The 15,073-nt window shown below is 69.8% G+C and carries 13 protein-coding genes and 1 tRNA gene; 3 read left to right on the top strand and 11 right to left on the bottom strand.

Translation table 11 applies throughout. From position 1 onward, the window contains the following. Positions 1-25: 25 nt before the first annotated feature. The 4 genes from ssuE to ASC91_RS16790 all read right to left on the bottom strand — a co-directional run bounded on the left by ssuE (position 26) and on the right by ASC91_RS16790 (position 4,638). Positions 26-658 (bottom strand): NADPH-dependent FMN reductase, encoded by a 633-nt coding sequence (gene ssuE / locus ASC91_RS16805; protein WP_082532737.1) that lies wholly within the window; start codon positions 656-658, stop codon positions 26-28. Between the two features lie 146 nt (positions 659-804). Continuing rightward, positions 805-1,389 (bottom strand): YdeI family protein, encoded by a 585-nt coding sequence (locus ASC91_RS16800; protein WP_056198890.1) that lies wholly within the window; start codon positions 1,387-1,389, stop codon positions 805-807. Continuing rightward, on the bottom strand, positions 1,382-2,791 hold the full coding sequence (locus ASC91_RS16795; protein WP_235532011.1) for an MFS transporter: 1,410 nt from the start codon (positions 2,789-2,791) through the stop codon (positions 1,382-1,384). Before ASC91_RS16795 ends, ASC91_RS16800 begins: the two co-directional genes overlap by 8 nt. Beyond that, positions 2,788-4,638, bottom strand: coding sequence for an aspartyl protease family protein (locus ASC91_RS16790; RefSeq protein ID WP_056198887.1), 1,851 nt, complete (start codon positions 4,636-4,638; stop codon positions 2,788-2,790). The genes ASC91_RS16795 and ASC91_RS16790 overlap by 4 nt, the downstream gene beginning before the upstream one ends. A 135-nt stretch (positions 4,639-4,773) precedes the next feature. Between ASC91_RS16790 and ASC91_RS29830 the strand changes: the two genes are divergently transcribed. After that, positions 4,774-5,445, top strand: a complete 672-nt coding sequence (locus tag ASC91_RS29830) for an AraC family transcriptional regulator (protein ID WP_056198884.1) — start codon at positions 4,774-4,776, stop codon at positions 5,443-5,445. A gap of 12 nt (positions 5,446-5,457) precedes the next feature. On the opposite strand, the gene ASC91_RS16780 is transcribed toward ASC91_RS29830, so the two are convergent. Next, a complete protein-coding gene (locus tag ASC91_RS16780; RefSeq protein WP_056198881.1) occupies positions 5,458-5,955 on the bottom strand; it encodes a hypothetical protein in 498 nt (165 codons plus the stop codon). Positions 5,956-6,261: 306 nt separating this feature from the next. On the opposite strand from ASC91_RS16780, the gene ASC91_RS16775 reads away from it, so the two are divergent. Beyond that, the gene (locus ASC91_RS16775) at positions 6,262-6,477 is read left to right on the top strand and encodes a DUF3563 family protein (protein ID WP_056198878.1); all 216 of its coding nucleotides are present in this window, start codon (positions 6,262-6,264) and stop codon (positions 6,475-6,477) included. A gap of 18 nt (positions 6,478-6,495) precedes the next feature. Here the strand turns inward: ASC91_RS16775 and ASC91_RS16770 are convergent. Next, positions 6,496-6,570, bottom strand: a tRNA-Arg gene (locus tag ASC91_RS16770). 101 nt (positions 6,571-6,671) lie between these two features. Here ASC91_RS16770 and ASC91_RS16765 point away from each other — a divergent pair. Beyond that, positions 6,672-7,019: a GFA family protein gene (locus tag ASC91_RS16765; protein WP_056198875.1), complete on the top strand. Its 348-nt coding sequence runs from the start codon at positions 6,672-6,674 to the stop codon at positions 7,017-7,019. Between the two features lie 4 nt (positions 7,020-7,023). Here ASC91_RS16765 and ASC91_RS16760 read toward each other — a convergent pair whose 3' ends face one another. From ASC91_RS16760 to ASC91_RS16740, 5 genes are all read right to left on the bottom strand, one after another. Further along, positions 7,024-7,347, bottom strand: a complete 324-nt coding sequence (locus tag ASC91_RS16760; RefSeq protein WP_056198872.1) for a hypothetical protein — start codon at positions 7,345-7,347, stop codon at positions 7,024-7,026. A 78-nt stretch (positions 7,348-7,425) separates the two neighbouring features. Next, positions 7,426-7,728 carry a hypothetical protein gene (locus ASC91_RS16755; protein WP_235532010.1) on the bottom strand — a complete coding sequence of 101 codons (303 nt, stop codon included), beginning with the start codon at positions 7,726-7,728 and terminating at the stop codon, positions 7,426-7,428. 337 nt (positions 7,729-8,065) lie between these two features. Further along, positions 8,066-11,962 carry a translocation/assembly module TamB domain-containing protein gene (locus ASC91_RS16750; protein ID WP_157281698.1) on the bottom strand — a complete coding sequence of 1,299 codons (3,897 nt, stop codon included), beginning with the start codon at positions 11,960-11,962 and terminating at the stop codon, positions 8,066-8,068. Further along, positions 11,959-13,773: an autotransporter assembly complex family protein gene (locus tag ASC91_RS16745; protein ID WP_056198867.1), complete on the bottom strand. Its 1,815-nt coding sequence runs from the start codon at positions 13,771-13,773 to the stop codon at positions 11,959-11,961. Before ASC91_RS16745 ends, ASC91_RS16750 begins: the two co-directional genes overlap by 4 nt. Beyond that, on the bottom strand, positions 13,770-14,960 hold the full coding sequence (locus ASC91_RS16740) for a VWA domain-containing protein (RefSeq protein WP_056198862.1): 1,191 nt from the start codon (positions 14,958-14,960) through the stop codon (positions 13,770-13,772). Before ASC91_RS16740 ends, ASC91_RS16745 begins: the two co-directional genes overlap by 4 nt. Positions 14,961-15,073 lie beyond the last annotated feature (113 nt).

The following is a 15,073-nucleotide window of genomic DNA, read 5'->3' as shown; positions in this document are numbered from 1 at the left end:
GATCCCGGCGCTCGGGCGCACCCGATCAGCGCCCGAGCGCCGGGATGAAGTCGCCGGTCCCGTGCGGGAGGCGAGGAGACAAGCGGTGGTGAAGCTGGCCTTGCGGCGTCGACAGCTGAGTGGGCTCTGGCGAGTTCCGCATTCGTGGCGTCAGCGGAGCGAGGGCACGGTCCAGCCGTGCAATCAGATCGGGCTCCGGCACGAAGCCGCCGGCCTCATGACGGCGCAATTGAGCGTCAGTGGCGAATACGCCGTCGAGCACATGGCGGGCGCCCAGGGCCGACAGCACGGGCTTGAGGGCATAGTCCAGTGCCAGGAAATGAGCCGCGCTGCCCCCCGTGGCCAGCGGCAGCACGACCTTGCCTCGCAGCGCATCGGGCGGGAGCAGATCGAGGAAGACCTTGAGCAGGCCGCTGTAGGCCGCCTTGTAGATGGGTGTGCCGACGACGACCAGGTCGGCCTGCTCGACGGCCTGCACGGCGGCGGCTATCGCCCGGTCCTGCAGGTCCGCCGTCAGCAGCGCTGCGGCGGGCAGCTCGCGCACGAGGATGTCGTCGTGATGCGTGGCGCGGCCTTCCAGGCGCGTCAGCGCGAACTGCGTGAGCCAGGCGGAGCGCGAGCGTTCGCTGGGGCTGGCTGAGAGGCTGGTGATGTGCATGGCGGCCGGTGTCGGTTGATGCCTTGCACGATAGGGAACCCGCCTTCCTCGCGGAACGAAGGAAAGCGGGGATGCTTATTCGCAGAGCGTTGGCGCGTGTTTGGCTGGCGGCCCGTGCACGACGGTTGCGCCACAGCACCGCGGGCCTAGCCGCCGCCGCGTTCAACAGGCGCGCAAGCCCCCTCGAGGGTGTCGATCAGCTTCGCGAGCTGCACCTGTCTGGCCCGTTCATCGCGCGCCGTCAGCAGCTTCAGGATCCATGCGTACTGGCGCGTGCGGCCGAGCGACTCGAACGCCGCGCTGGCGAGCGGGTGGCTCGCCAGCGCGACGGCCAGGTCGTGCGGAATGCCGGCGGTGCGCTGCGGCGCATAGGCGGCGGCCCAGCGGCCGTCGGCCCGGGCTGCATCGATCTCGGCCTGGCCCGTGGCCCGCATGCGGCCCGCGGCAGCCAGCACCGCCACCTTGTCCACATTGATCTGCGACCAGCGGCTGCCCGGGCGGCGAGGCACGTACTTCTGCAGGTAGTGGCGCTCGTCCAGCGCCCTGCGTTGGCCGGAGATCCAGCCGAAGCAAAGGCCCACGTCGACCGCCTCGTCGCTCGTCAGCGAGGGCAGGCCCGACCCCTTCCTGGCAATCTTGAGCCAGACGCCTCCCTGGAGATCGACATGCGCCTCCAGCCAGGCCTCGAATTCGGCGGCGTCGCGAAAAGCGATCACCGGTGCTTCAGCCATGGCCGTCGTCCGGCGCCTGCCGCCAGGCGAGCACGATGAGCAGGGTGAACGCAATGCCTGCCGCAATCGTGCAGGCGGCGTGGGCGATCCCCTGGGCACGCGCCGCGCGCAGCGCCTGCGCGGCCACCCCGCCGCTGGCGTGGTTGGCAATCAACACCAGCACCGCGAGACCGACGGCCGCACCGATGCCTGAAGAGGTGGAGACGATGCCCGAGGCCACGCCTTGCCGGTCGTCTGGGACACCTTGGGCCGCCGCGATGAACATGGCCGTGAACATGGCGCCATCGCCGAGGCTGACGACCACCATGCCAGGCAGCAGGTCCAGGTAGCCGGCGTCGGGCCGGGCGGCCAGGCCGATCATGAGCGCGCCGGCGGCGCCCACGAGCAGCGCGCCTGCCATCGTGCGGCGCAGGCCGAAGCGGGTGGCCAGCCGGCCGGCTGCCGCCGACGCCCCGGTCACGACGGCCGTGGGCACCAGGAAGGCCAGGCCGGCGTGCAGGGCGTCGTAGCCGAGCACATCCTGAAAGAAGAGGGACAGGAAGTAGAGCAGCGTGCCGAAGGTGGCCATGAACAGTGCGGCGACGACCGCGGCGAGTGCAAGCCAGCCGTTTCGCAACAGGGCCAGCGGCAGGATCGGGTCGGCGCTGCGCCGCTCGACGGCGACGAAGGCCCCGGCCAGCGCGAGCCCGGCGAGCAGGGCGGCGAGGATCCATGGCGATGTCCAGCCCAGCTCGGGCCCCTGGACCAGGGCCAGGACGATGAGCGTGACGCAGGCCGTGGCGCTGATTGCGCCGGGAAGGTCGAACGGCCGCGACAGGTCGAGCGGCCCGTCGTGCGCGATCAGCGCGAAGGTGGCCGCCAGCGCCGCACCGGCGAGGGGCACGTTGACGAGGAAGACGGCCCGCCACCCGAAGCCGCTGGTCAGCGCCCCGCCCGCCAGCACGCCGACCACCAGCCCAGCCGCGCCCGCGCCGGCCCAGAAGCCGAGTGCCTGGTTGCGGGCCGGGCCTTGTTTGAACAGCACGTTGATCAGCGCCAGGGTGCTGGGGAACACGAGGGCGCCGCCGAGGCCCTGGAAGGCACGGGCCACCAGTTGTTGCGCCGTGCCGGTCGCCAGGCCTCCGGCCAGGGACGCCAGGCAGTACAGCAACAGTCCCACCGCCAGAACCCTGCGCCGGCCCAGCAGGTCCGACGCGCGGCCGCCGAGCAGCAGGAAACCGCTCGACGCAATCGCGTAGGCACTGATGACCGATTGCAGTGTCTGGGACGAGTAGCCCAGGTCCCGGCCGATGTCCGGCAGCGCAACCACCACGATGTACTGGTCGAGAGAGACGATGAACATGGCCAGCGACAGCAGCAGCAGGACGGCGCGTGTTCGCCGGCGTTCGTCGTGGCTGCTCACAGCCGCTCCCGCAGCACCAGCACGACGCTGCGTGGCTCGGTGCCGCGCCGCATGCCCAGCGTGATGCGATCGCCATCCGCCCGGGTGCGCAGCAGCGCCCGTGTCGCGGACAGCTCATCGGCCTGCACCGCCCGGCCGTCGAGGGTGAGGAGCCGGTCACCGACGGCAACCCCTGCCGCCTCCGCCGGGCCGCCGGGAGAGACGTGGGCCACGACGAAGCCTTCGTCGGCCGCGTTGAGCCACATGCCCGAGCGATCGAAGCGGCCCGCGTCGACAGGCGGCGGCACGATGGGCTTGAGATACATGCGCTGGCGCGAGTAGTCGAAGCTGGTCACGAAGCGCTTGAGCAGCCCGCTGCCGATGTTGCCGTCGAAGTTGGCATCGCTGAAGGAGCCGGCCCTGGCGCCCGACAGCGCCGCCACCGGCGCGTTGATGGTGACCGGCCCGAGCGACAGCGACGGCAGCCGCACGACCTCCGACATCGAGGGGCCGCCGACGCCCCAGCCGGTCATGGCGGTGACGGCGCCGGGGAAGCGTTCGCGCAGGCGGCGGGCGGCGACGAAGGGGCTCGTGAGGTCCACCTCGCTGCGCGAGCCGGTGTCGATGTCGAACAGCGCCGGGATGTCGCCCACCCTGCCTTCCACTTGCGGCAGGTGGTCGTAGAACTTGAACGGGATGGCCGTGCCCGCGTCGCCGGCATCGAAGGCGTCAAAGCGGCTGAACGTCAACGTGCTGTGCTGGTAGTCGATGCGCAGCGCCAGGCGGCGCAGCAGCTCGAAGCCGACCATGCCGTCGACCCGGATGCCTTCGACAGCCGGGTCGTAGATGTCCATGGTGATCGCCGTCTGGTCTTGCATGCGGACCGGGCCGAGCGCGATCTCGCGCACCTTCGCATAGCCGCTGGTCGTCGTCTTCTCGCCGGCGCCCGCCGACGGTGAGGCGCCCTGGGCGTTCAGGCCCGCCTCGGCTACCACGCGGGACGAAAGGATGGTGTGGCCACCCGTGTCGACGATGAAGGTGTAGGGGCCGTGGCCGTTGACGTGCGCCTCGACGTAGATGTGGTTGTTCAGCAGCCGGAACGGCACGCTGGCCCGGCGGGCGCCGTCGGCCAGGGTGACGCCCTGCGGCGGGTCGGGCGGCATGGCGTAGGCGGTGCGGGGCCGCCGCGGTGGCGAGCTGACGTCGAGCAGCCGCATCGTCGCCAGGCCGGACTCGCCGGTGCCGCCGTCGACGATGACGCGGCCAGCCAACTGCGCGCCGCCCTGGCGGACGTAGTCCTCGTAGGTCGTGCGGGTGTCGAAGAACATCTGGCGCTCGGCGATGCGGGCGAGCAGCCCGCTGCCGGCGTCGAACCAGGCGTCAAAACGCGAGCCGCCGCGAGGCGTCACGGCGAGATGCTCCAGGGCGCGGCCGTCCAGCGTCTCGCGGCCCAGTGCCTCGATGCGGGCGCCGCCGCGATCCCGGCGCCACCACAAGTTGGCCAGTCGGTAGGCTTCGTTGATCGCCAGGCGCACCCGGTCACCGCCCTGCTGGGGCGTGCAGGCGCCCGAGATGTCGCGCATCCACGGCAGGCGGCCGTCGAAGCCGTTCGCCACGGTGATCGGGCCGAGTTCACTGTCCGTGACGAAGGCGCCGCTGGCGGTGTCGAACCGCGTGACGACGGTGCCAACCAGCCCCTGGCCCGAATAGGCGTAGCGCAAGGCCAGGCTGCCTGCCTTGGTGGGTTCACCTGTCGCCGCCCGGTGCGCGGCCAGCACGTGCTGTGCGGTGGCCGCACCCGACGCGCATGGCAGGGCCAGCAGGGCGGCGGCCGTCCACAAGGCGCGCAAACTCGAAAACATGGTCATGCAGGCATCCCTCAGAATGAGGCCAGTTTGTGGCCGATTGCATAGCCTGTCTTGAACCGAATTCACCTGCCAAAGGGAGCACCTGGCGGACCCGGCGCGCCCGGCGCCGCCTGCCGCCCGCTGACCGCCGGGCCGATGCGCCATCCGCCGCGCGAGCGGCTGGGCCGGCACCGGCATGACGAAGCCTTCGTCGCCCTGGTGCTCGCCGGCGGCTATGTCGAGGCGGGCGACACGGGGCGGCACCACTTGCGGGCGGGGGATGTACTCGCCCACCGCCGCTGGGAGTACCACCTGGACGAAGTGGCCGGCAGTGGCGCCCAGGTGCTGATCCTGCCCTTGCCCACCGCCTGGGAAGCTGCCACCCATGCCGTCGCCAGCGATCCGGACGCGGTGGTTCGGCTGGCGGAACGGGACCTGCATGCGGCGCTGGACCTGCTGACCGCCAGCCTGACGGAGTTGCCGATTCCCGCTTCGGACTGGCCCGACCTGCTGGCGGCACGGCTGCGCCAGGATCCTGATGCACCGGTGGCTTCGTGGGCGCGCGAACTCGGCCTGCACCCGGGCAGCCTTGCGCGCGGCTTCCGCCAGGTCTTCGGCGTGACGCCGGCGGCTTACCGCCTGTTCCAGCGCACCCATCGCGCGCTCGGCCACATCGCCCGGGGCGACGCCGGCCTGGCCGCCGTGGCCGCCCAGTGCCGCTTCGCCGACCAGGCGCACATGAGCCGTGCCATCCGCCGCATGACCGGGCTGGCGCCCTCCCAACTGCGCGGCACCCTCAGTGGTGGGGGCGACCGGCCGACGGGATGATGTCTTGCTGGCTCAGCGCACGCCCTGCAGCGCGGCGCCGCGAGCCCGCACGACGGGCCAGTTCGCGACGATCTTGGTGGGAGTCAGCTGGACCTCGCCCTTTTCCTCGGCAGCCAGCACGGCCTCCTCGGATTTGAGTGTGTGCGGTGTGACGCCGGGCTTCCAGCGCACCATGACCAGCACCCACAGCGGGCTGTAGGTCGCGTCGGCATTGGCGCCGCCCACGGGCCTCGGGATCGAGGGCAGCACGGTGGCCTGCTCGTCGCCCGGGAACTTGTAGGCCTTCTCGACGGGCATGCCGGGCTTGAGCGTCTGGGCCAGGGCGGGCACGTAGTTGATGCCCTGCTTCTTGGCGATGCCGGGGTCGGAGATGTCCGTGCTGACGTAATGCACGATCTCGCCCTCGAACCACGCTTCCTTCAGGGGCAGGGTGACTTCGTCGGCTGCCCAGCTGGTGGCTGTGCCCAGCAGCAGGGCAGCACTCAGTGCACGGATGACGGGTTTAGGCATTGCGGTTCCTCGTAGAAGGCGAGACGCGATTCTTGCGCACTGGCGGCAGCTCTGATCGAGCGCCTGGACCTCAAGATTGCCGGACGATCTCAACACCCACGTTGACGAGGATCAGTTGCCCACCCATCAAGCGGCGGATTTCGCATTGAGCCGCCTGTCATCGATGCCCGGCGGCCCGGGCAGCCAGCTGTGTCTGCAGCTGCGTTGATACAGCCGAGTGAACTCGCGCCCCTTCTGTGCCTTTGCAACAGCGTGGGCGGTGCCTATCGTGATTCATCGCTTTCGAGCCTTCACGAAGGAGCACCCATGCAACGTACCGCCACCTTGTTCCCAAAATCTGTCGTCACCGGCTCGACGTCGCGCTTGGGCGCATGGCTGCTGAACCTGAGGGACGCGTTCACACGGGATGACGACGAGCGCTTTCTTAGCGAAGCCCGGGATCTCGCCGATCTGGAAAGACGGCTGCGACGCCTGGAACAGGGCCGCTCAGAGCGCTTTGGCCCGCTTCCTGGCGTTTTGTGAGGCCGCATCGATGCTTCGTGGTCCCTCCGACAGGAATCGAACCTGTATCTGCCGCTTAGGAGGCGGCCGTTCTATCCATTGAACTACGGAGAGCACCGTTGGCGCCGTGAAGGCGCCGGTCAGGCGGCGCGCATTCTCGCATGGGGTCTCGCGGGCTTTCTGGCAGCATCCGCCTACTCAAGGAGACACGCGACATGACGCACCAAGGAAGCTGCCACTGCGGCCACATCAAGTTCGAGGTCGAGGGCGAGATCGGCTCCGCCTTGTCCTGCAACTGTTCGATCTGCCAGCGCAAGGGATCGCTGCTGTGGTTCGTGCCGCGCAGCGCATTGAAACTGCTGACGCCGGAGCAGAACGCCAGCAGCTACACCTTCAACAAGCATGTCATCCAGCATCGCTTCTGCCCGACCTGTGGCATGCATCCCTATGGCGAAGGCAAGGGGCCGGACGGCTCGGCGATGGCAGCCATCAACATCCGCTGCCTGGAGGACATCGACCTGAAGGCCGTGCCCGTCACGGAGTTTGACGGGCGCTCGAAATAGGCCTTTAGAACTGCGCGACCAGATGGGGTTGGCCGGCCACCCGCGTCAGCACGCGGCGGGGCTGGTGCAGGGTGCCGCCACGCGTCGCGCGTGCGACAGCGGCCTGGACGGCGTCCAGCAGGGCGGTGAGAAGCGGGCGCTCGCCATTGCAACGCGAGCGGGGAATGACCAGGGCGAGGTCCATGGCCTCGCTGCCTTGCAGTTCCAAGCTGGCGTGAACGACCAGCGTGGACGGGGTACTGAGGGAGACGTCGAGATCGGCATCGACAAGATCGGCGGCGACCGGCAGATGGGGCACGGTCTGCGCAGAGAGTGAGTCTGTGAACATGGCCTGAATCCTCGCGGAGGGTCTTGGCGCCCGCTGTCGGGCAGACCAGGGTGGGGCTGTAGGACGGCGCCTGATTGCTCAGGAATGCATCACCGGCAGGGCCTGCTTGACGGTCGGTTTGTCGAACAGGCGGCCGATCAGTGCCCGCGCAAAGAAGTAGTCGTTGCGCAGCTTGTCGCCGAGGGCATCAAGGCCGACGCGGCCCTGACGGTCGCAGGGGATGTCCAGGCCGGCGCCCTGGTAGGTCAGTGGCTCGAAGTGCAGCAGGTGGGTGAGCTCTGGCTCAGCCCGCAGGGTTTCGGCGATGGTCGCCTTGTGCGCGGACTGAGGAAGCGGCAGCGAAGCGGGTGCTGTTGGCGTAGTGAGCTGGACCTGGGTCATGGTGAACCTCCATCGGAATCAACAGGGGTTGATGAAACAACTTTGGTCTCAACGGGGTTTCAGATGTGTAGGCAGGCCGGGATGGCGTAGGGGTGCGCCATCGCGTCGCCTTGTAGGAGGCCGCTGGCGATTGGCGGATGCAGTGCGGGCCTTGGCGCGGCGTTGTCTGACAGCCCGGAGCCCGCGGTGCAGGGATCGCGGGCTGAGCGCCGGGCCGCTCCCAAGCCGGCCCGCGGGCGATGTGCTTGCGGCTCAATGCCGCAAGCATCGCCGTCCCCTCGGGGGACCGACCAGGCCGCCCGCGTTCAGCGCGACGGACTGGGCGAGGGGCATCAATTCAATCCCATTTCCACTGCCAGATGAGATCGAGCGCGTTGTCGTCCCCACCCTGGGCCCGCAGCGTGAAGCGTTGGGCGATGCGATAGATGAGCTGCCAGGAACCTGTCGTTGCATTCAGGCCGCGTTCATAGCCGACATACCAGCGCCGCGAGATCTGCTTGCCCAGGCGCACGATGGTGGCCTTGGTGTCATCGTCGCTCTGCGACAGCGAGAGCTCATCCAGCCCCAGGTTGCGCAGCACCTTGCCTGTCGGGCCTTCGCCTTCGCCGCTGAGCAGGGCCAGGGCGGCGCGCTGCAGCAGGGCCGTGTCGGTGCGGCCCAGGCCATCGGGGCCGCGGCCGAGCAACAGCCAGGAGAGCTTGTCGGTGTCGCTCATCTCGGGCGAGGAGTACAGGCTCACGCGCGGCGCCAGCGCCGTACCACCCACGTAGACGCCGACGCGCACGTCGAGGTTGGGCCGCACGGCCAGCAGGTCCAGCGACGGGTTGTCGTAGGCGCCGGTGAAGCTGATGTCGCCGCGCTCGATGTCCAGCTTCTGGCCATAGGCCGCGTACTGGCCGCCGTCGGCGTCGAGCTTGCCCGTGACGCGCAGCGGGCCGTTGTTCTGGCTGACCTGCAGCTGGCCGCGCAGCGTCGTCGCCAGGCCCCGGCCGCGTACCTTGAAGTCGCGGCCGAAGTCCAGCGCGACGTTGACGACGCTGTTGCGCGCGGCCTTGGGTGCGGGTGGTGCGGTGGGCGCCGCGTCGCGCGGGCCGCGCAGCACTGTGACGTCATCGGCCAGCGCGGGCGCGTCGCCGCGGCTGAAGTCGAACAGGCCTTCGTCGGCGCGCAGCTTGCCTTCCAGCTTGAGCCCCTTGGCGTCGAGGTCCAGCGCCGCCTGGCCGCTGGCGACGAGGCGGCGGTCCACGCGCGACAGCACGCGCAGCTTGTCGGCCGTCATCTCGATGTGGGCCTTGGGCTGGGCGCCCAACTCGGCCGTGCCGCTGGCGCGCAGCCAACCATCGCCGCCGCGCGCTTCGAGCTTGGAGAGCTCGGCATGCTGGCCCTTCAAGTCGAGCGTGAAGCGGCCCTCGGTCACATCCACGCCGAACAGCAGATGACGCAGCGCCAGGTTCTCGCCTTCGGCGCGGCCATTGAGGTCGGGGGCGCCCAGACGGCCGGAAAGCTGCACGGTGGCCGCCGCGCGGCCGCCCAGGCGCCAGCCGGCCGGCACCCAGCTGCCCCAGGTGGCGAGGTTGGCGATATTGGCCTGCAGCACGCCTTGCACGGGCGTCTGCGCGTCAGGCCAGAGCTTGGCCGGGCGCAGCGTCACCGCGCCGCCCAGGCTGCCAAGTTCGCTGCCGGCCACACCCTGCGCGAACTGCCACAGGCCGTCGCGCACATTCACCGCCAGGCGCAGGTCGGTCAGTCCCAGCGCACGCTGGCCAAACTCGTCGGTCACGCGCAGGTCGCCGCTCTGGCGTTCGATGAGCAGTTCGGCGGTGAGCCGATCATTCAGCAGCAGCGAGGCATGGCCCGTCACGCGCAGGTCGCCGCCCCAGCCGAAGTCGGGTTGCCAGCGCGCCATCAATGGCGCGGCGGCCACGTCCTCGAGCTGCAGTTCGGCGCGGGCCTCGGGGCGTTCGCCGCCGGTCCAGCTCAGGGCCTGCCAGCGCACGAAGGCACCGCCCACCTCGGCGCGGCCGGGCTCGGCCTGCAGGCGTGGGCCGTCGCTAGCCCAGCGCAGGCCGATGTCCTTGGCCGCCAGCAGTGGCGGCGTGTTGGGGCGCAGCGGGCCGATGGCTATGCGCGCAACGCGGCCGCTCCAGGCCTGCCCATCCCAGCGGCCACGGGCCTGGAGCTGGGCGTTCAGCGTCAGGTCTTGCGAGTCGCGCGCCGATGCATCTCGAATGATCTTGCCGCTGACCTCGGCCTTCACATCGTGGGCGCTGCGCCGGCCTTGCAAATCGAGCTTGGCGCTGTTCAGCTGGGCGAGGGGGTCGCGCAGCTGGCTGATGTCCAGGTTCAGCGCGACCGGGCCATCGCCATCGGCGCCGGGCAGGGGCAGCTCCCAGCGCGCCTTCAGGGCGGCGATGCTGGTGCCCAACGCCTTGGCGGAGGCCAGCGACAGCTTGCCGCTGCCGCCGACCTGCCAGCCTTTGATGCCGCGCACCAGTTGGAAGCTGCCAACACCCTCGCCCTGGCCGGCGATCGGCTGCTGGTCAAACAGCGCCAGCAGCGGGTTCAGCTCGGCCAGCGCGCCGGCCTTCAGTGCGGCAGTGCCGGTGATGGCTTCGGCCCGAGCCTGGCCGCTGGTCTGCACGCGGTTGTTGCCCAGTCGCCCGTCGATGTCGAAGGCCGCCGCGTCGGCGGCGCGTTCGCGCTGCAGCTTGATCCGGCCTTCGAGGGGCAGGCCGGCGAACTGGCTGGGCAGCAAGCGGGCATAGACGTTGCCGCTAAGCGTGGCGAGGGTCTTGCCGCGCACGTCCACATCGGCCTCGGCACTGAGTCGTGTCGGGCTGGGCAGGCGAGCCCAGGCCGTACCGGGTGCGCCGCGCCACAGCAGATGCGGGTCGAACTGGCGCAGCTGAACCTTGAGTTGCGCGGCACCGGCGGTGTCGACGCGACCGCTGGCCTGCAGCGTGGCGTCGCCGCTGGCCAGTTGGGCGTCCTCGATCTGCCACTTCGTGCCCTCGCCCCGGGCTTTGGCCTTCACGCGCAGCGGGCGGTTCTGCACCGTGCCGGCGAGGTCAAGCTTGGCGCTCAAGGGGCCGGCCTTGCTGCCCGCGAGCGTGAGTGGCCCATCCAGGCGCGCCGGCGTCGCACGCGCGTCCAGCGCTTCGGGGCGCAGGCCCTGCACACGGGCGTCGAGCTGCCATCGGCCATCGGCCTCACGCGCTCCCTTGCCTTGCACTCGACCACCGCCGGGCAGCTCGGCATCCAGCGCGGTCAGGCGCAGGCTGGTGGGCTGGTCAGGCCGGCCGGCCAGCGCAATGACCAGGCGGTTGACGGGCAGGGCGCCCTGGTCCCAGCGGCCGGCAGCGGCGTTGTGCAGGTCGGCCTGCAGCGTGGCTTCGGCGTCGCGGGCGGGCGCCTTCAGCTGAGCGTCGCCGCTCAGGGCCGTGCGCGGCAGGCCAGGCATGAGGGCCGCCAGGTCGAGCTTGTCGGCCTTCAGTTGCAGCGCGTTGACGGGCCAGGGCGCAAAGGGCTGGACTTCGCCGTCGGCCTTCAGTGTCTGGTGCGCGGCCTCCAGCTCGGCCTTGGCCTTGAGCCTGGCCAATGGGCCGGTGACTGCAGCGACGGCTGACCACGGCAGGTCGGTCGCTTCGGCCTGCTGCACGCGCAGCGTCGCGTCGGTCTGCAGCGGCGCGGCACTCTCGATGCGGGCCTTGCCGGCCAGCGTCAGGTGTTGCCAGCGAGCAGCCTTGAGCTCGATGCGATGGGTGCCGCGGCGGGGCAGGTCCAGCTGGGCGTCCAGGCCGAGCAACGGTGCCTGATCGGGCGCCCAGCTCAGCTTGGCGATGCGCAGACTGGCAATCTGCACGCCCAGTGGCAGTGTGAGGTCCGGCGGAAGGACGATGGGCTTGTCGCTGGCCTGGCTGCGGATGACGACCTCGTCCACGGCCAGCTCGCGCGCCAGCAGGAGGCCGGCGCTGGGGCTGACGCCCAGGCCCTTCCAGCGCAGTCCGCGCAATTCGGCCGAGCCACCGGCCCAGGTGAGGATGAGGCGACGCGCGCTGAACTCGCCCATCAGTGAGCCCTCGGGGGCCTCGATCTGCACACCGGGCAGATGGGCCAGCAGCCAGGCACCACCGGAAGGGCGCTGCAGCAGCCAGGCGACGAAGCCGGCGATCAGCACCAGCACCAGCGCCAGCGCGATCAGGGCGGCACGCAGGATGCGCAAGGATCGCCTCACAGCGTGATCCCCACACTAAAGTGCAGCCGCCATTTGCCCGTCTCCTGCGCACGCGCCAGGTCCACGCGCAGCGGGCCGACGGGGCTGCGCCAGCGCACGCCGGCGCCATAGCCGACGACAGCGCGGTAGTCCTGCCAGCGCGAGGCAGCATTGCCGGCATCGACGAAGACGGCGCCCCACAGGCTGGGGAAGCTCGGCATGATGGGGTGCGCGATTTCCAGGCTGCCGGTGGCCAGCACGCGGCCGCCGACGGTCAGGCCGTTCTTCTGCGGGCCCAGGCTGCGGTAGGCATAGCCGCGCACCGACTCGTCGCCGCCGGCCAGGAAGAGCAGCTTCTCGGGCACGCCGACCTGTTCCTTCGATACCACCTGCGCCACCTCGGCGCGCGCCGACGCGAACCAGCCACCGAAGGGCTTGTAGACGCCCAGCTTGAACTGCATGCGGCCGAAGGGACCGCTGTCGTCGGTGCCGCCGCCCTTCGCATAGCCGAAGCCGACAAGGGCCAGGGCCTGGTGGCCGTCGGTGGGCAGCAGGGTGCTGTCCAGGCGGCGGCGTATCCACTGCTGGTTGATGGAAAGGGCCAGGTTGGTGTTGACCTCGCTGCCGGCGGTCTCGCGGGCACGCAGCAGCTCGACATAGCTCAGGCGCTCGTCGCGCGTCGACTCATAGAGGCGGCCCAGGCGCACGCCCAGGTTGGTGGCGATGGTGTCGCCGGTGCGGTCCTGCTCGTACTGCAGCGAGGCGAGGTTGCGTTTCAGGTCGGGTTGGGGGTGGGAGCTCAGTTCCAGCTCGCCGCCGCGCAGGTCGCGGCTGAATTGCAGCTTGGTGCGGGCGCGCACGGGTAGGTCGAAGGGGCGGCGGTGCAGATGCTCGACGCTGATGCTCTGGCCGGTGTTGCTGTGATAGCCCACCGCCACCGTGGCCTGCTGCAGGGCCGACTCGGTCAGCGTGACTTGCACGGGCGTGGTGCCGTCAGCGTTCGGGGCCTCGGGCAGCAGTTGCACGCGCACGGCGTCGAAGAGCTGGGTCTTGGCCAGGCGCTCCTGGAACTCGGCGAGCTTCTGCTCGGTGTAGTCATCACCGGTGTCGAAGCCGGCGAGGCGCTCGACGGCATTGCGGCTCTGGCGCTTGAGCCCTTCGATGCGCAGCGCACCGAGCTTCGCACGGTTGCCGCTGGCCAGCACGAGGTGGAGCTCGGCGGTCTGCGTGTCGGGATCGACGCGGGCGGCCGTCTCGGCCCAGCGCGCCAGCGGATAGCCGCCATTGCGCGCGCGCAGCAGCAGATCGCTCTTGGCCGAGGCCCATTGCGACTGCGTGAAGGCGGCGCCGTTCTTCAGCGTCCAGGCGCCGCGCAGGACCTCGCGCAGGGCTTGAGCTTGCTCGTCGGCCAGGCCTTCGGTGAACTCGAGCTCAAGCTTGTCGACCCTTGTCACCGGGCCCGGCTTGACGGTGAGCAACAGCCGCGTTTCGTCTGCCGGGTCGCGGTCCACGTCGGCCTTGGCGTTGAAGTAGCCCTCGGTTTCCAGCAGCGTCTCGGCCTGGGCGGGCGCGGCCGCAGCCAGGCGGGCCAGTTCCACCCGGCTCAGCGCCGCCTCGCTGGCGCGGTAGCGGGCGAGGTCGAGGTTCTGGGCCAGCAACGTGCGCAGGCGCGTGGCCTCGCGGCCTTCGCCGTCGATGCGGATGTCGACGCTGTAGACGGCGGGTGCGTCGGCCGGTATGTCCGGCGCCGGTGGGGCAGGGGCCTGCGGCGGAGCCTGCGTGGCACAGGCACTCAGCAGCACTGCGGCGAGCAGTGCAAAGAGACGCTTCATTTGCTGAGCAGCCGCATCGCGCCTTCGAGTCCGGAAAGGGTCAGCGGGAACATGCGCTGCTGCATCAGCTGCTGGATCAGCGCGATGCTCTGCCGGTACTGCCAGACGCCTTGCGGCTCGGGGTTGATCCATGCGTACTTGGGGAAGGCGTGGGTCAGGCGTTGGATCCATTCCGCGCCGGGCTCGTCGTTGTTGTATTCGACGCTGCCGCCGGCTTGCAGGATCTCGTAGGGGCTCATGGTCGCGTCGCCGACGAAGATGAGCTTGTAGTCGCGGTTGTATTTGCGGATCAGGTCGAAGGTGTTGAGCTTCTCGGCGAAGCGCCGCCGGTTGTTCTTCCAGACGAAGTCGTAGACGCAGTTGTGGAAGTAATAGAACTCGAGGTGCTTGAACTCGGTCTTGGCGGCGCTGAAGAGTTCTTCCACGCGGCTCACGTGTTCGTCCATCGTGCCGCCCACGTCCATCAGCAGCAGCACCTTGACCTTGTTGTGGCGCTCGGGCTGCATGCGGATGTCCAGCATGCCGGCGTTGGCGGCGGTGCCGTGGATGGTGCCGTCCAGGTCCAGCTCCAGCTCCGACCCCTCGCGCGCAAAGCGGCGCAGGCGGCGCAGGGCCACCTTGATGTTGCGCGTGCCGAGTTCCAGCGTGTCGTCGTAGTCGCGGTAGGCGCGCTGCTCCCAGACCTTGACTGCGCTCTTGTTACCCCCCGAGCCGCCGATCCGGATGCCTTGCGGGTTGTAGCCGCTGTTGCCAAAGGGACTGGTGCCGCCGGTGCCGATCCAGCGGTTGCCGCCCTCGTGGCGCTCCTTCTGCTCCTCGAAGCGTTTCTTGAGCGTTTCCATCAGCTCGTTCCAGCCCATCTTCTCGATGGCAGCCTTCTGCTCGGGCGAGAGTTCGATCTCAAGCTGTTTGCGCAACCACTCCAGCGGCACGTCGGCCGTGAAGTCGGTCAGCATCTCCACGCCCTTGAAGTAGGCGGCGAAGGCGCGGTCGAACTTGTCGAACTGGGTCTCGTCCTTGACCAGGGACGTGCGGGCCAGGTGGTAGAAGTCGTCGATGCTGGCCGTGCCGCCGTTGTCGGGGCCGCCGATGACGCCGGCCTGCAGCGCTTCCAGCAGCGTCAGGTACTCGGGCACCGTCACCTTGAGCTTGGCGGCACGCAGCGTGTAGAAGAACTGGATCAGCATCGGTGCGGACTCGGGGACTGCAGGTCGAAAACGATTATGCAGCGCGAGTCTCGCCGGAGTTAGGGATGCCGTCTTTCGGGCCGAGCGCCGGGCCGCTCCCTAGCCGGCCCGCG

Origin of the sequence: Pelomonas sp. Root1237, from assembly GCF_001425055.1 — a bacterium.
Classification (GTDB): Bacteria; Pseudomonadota; Gammaproteobacteria; order Burkholderiales; family Burkholderiaceae_C; genus Pelomonas.
Note: the sequence above shows the minus strand (reverse complement) of the source record. Positions and strands in the feature narration are given on the sequence as shown.

Coding starts and splice junctions, on each gene's coding strand:
- ASC91_RS16775 (WP_056198878.1), top strand. CDS start 6,262: ATGCAACGTACCGCCACCTTGTTCCCAAAATCTGTCGTCACCGGCTCG.
- ASC91_RS16800 (WP_056198890.1), bottom strand. CDS start 1,389: ATGGCTGAAGCACCGGTGATCGCTTTTCGCGACGCCGCCGAATTCGAG.
- ASC91_RS16780 (WP_056198881.1), bottom strand. CDS start 5,955: ATGCCTAAACCCGTCATCCGTGCACTGAGTGCTGCCCTGCTGCTGGGC.
- ASC91_RS16765 (WP_056198875.1), top strand. CDS start 6,672: ATGACGCACCAAGGAAGCTGCCACTGCGGCCACATCAAGTTCGAGGTC.
- ASC91_RS16755 (WP_235532010.1), bottom strand. CDS start 7,728: ATGACCCAGGTCCAGCTCACTACGCCAACAGCACCCGCTTCGCTGCCG.
- ASC91_RS16740 (WP_056198862.1), bottom strand. CDS start 14,960: ATGCTGATCCAGTTCTTCTACACGCTGCGTGCCGCCAAGCTCAAGGTG.
- ASC91_RS16745 (WP_056198867.1), bottom strand. CDS start 13,773: ATGAAGCGTCTCTTTGCACTGCTCGCCGCAGTGCTGCTGAGTGCCTGT.
- ASC91_RS16760 (WP_056198872.1), bottom strand. CDS start 7,347: ATGTTCACAGACTCACTCTCTGCGCAGACCGTGCCCCATCTGCCGGTC.
- ASC91_RS29830 (WP_056198884.1), top strand. CDS start 4,774: ATGCGCCATCCGCCGCGCGAGCGGCTGGGCCGGCACCGGCATGACGAA.
- ASC91_RS16790 (WP_056198887.1), bottom strand. CDS start 4,638: ATGACCATGTTTTCGAGTTTGCGCGCCTTGTGGACGGCCGCCGCCCTG.
- ssuE (WP_082532737.1), bottom strand. CDS start 658: ATGCACATCACCAGCCTCTCAGCCAGCCCCAGCGAACGCTCGCGCTCC.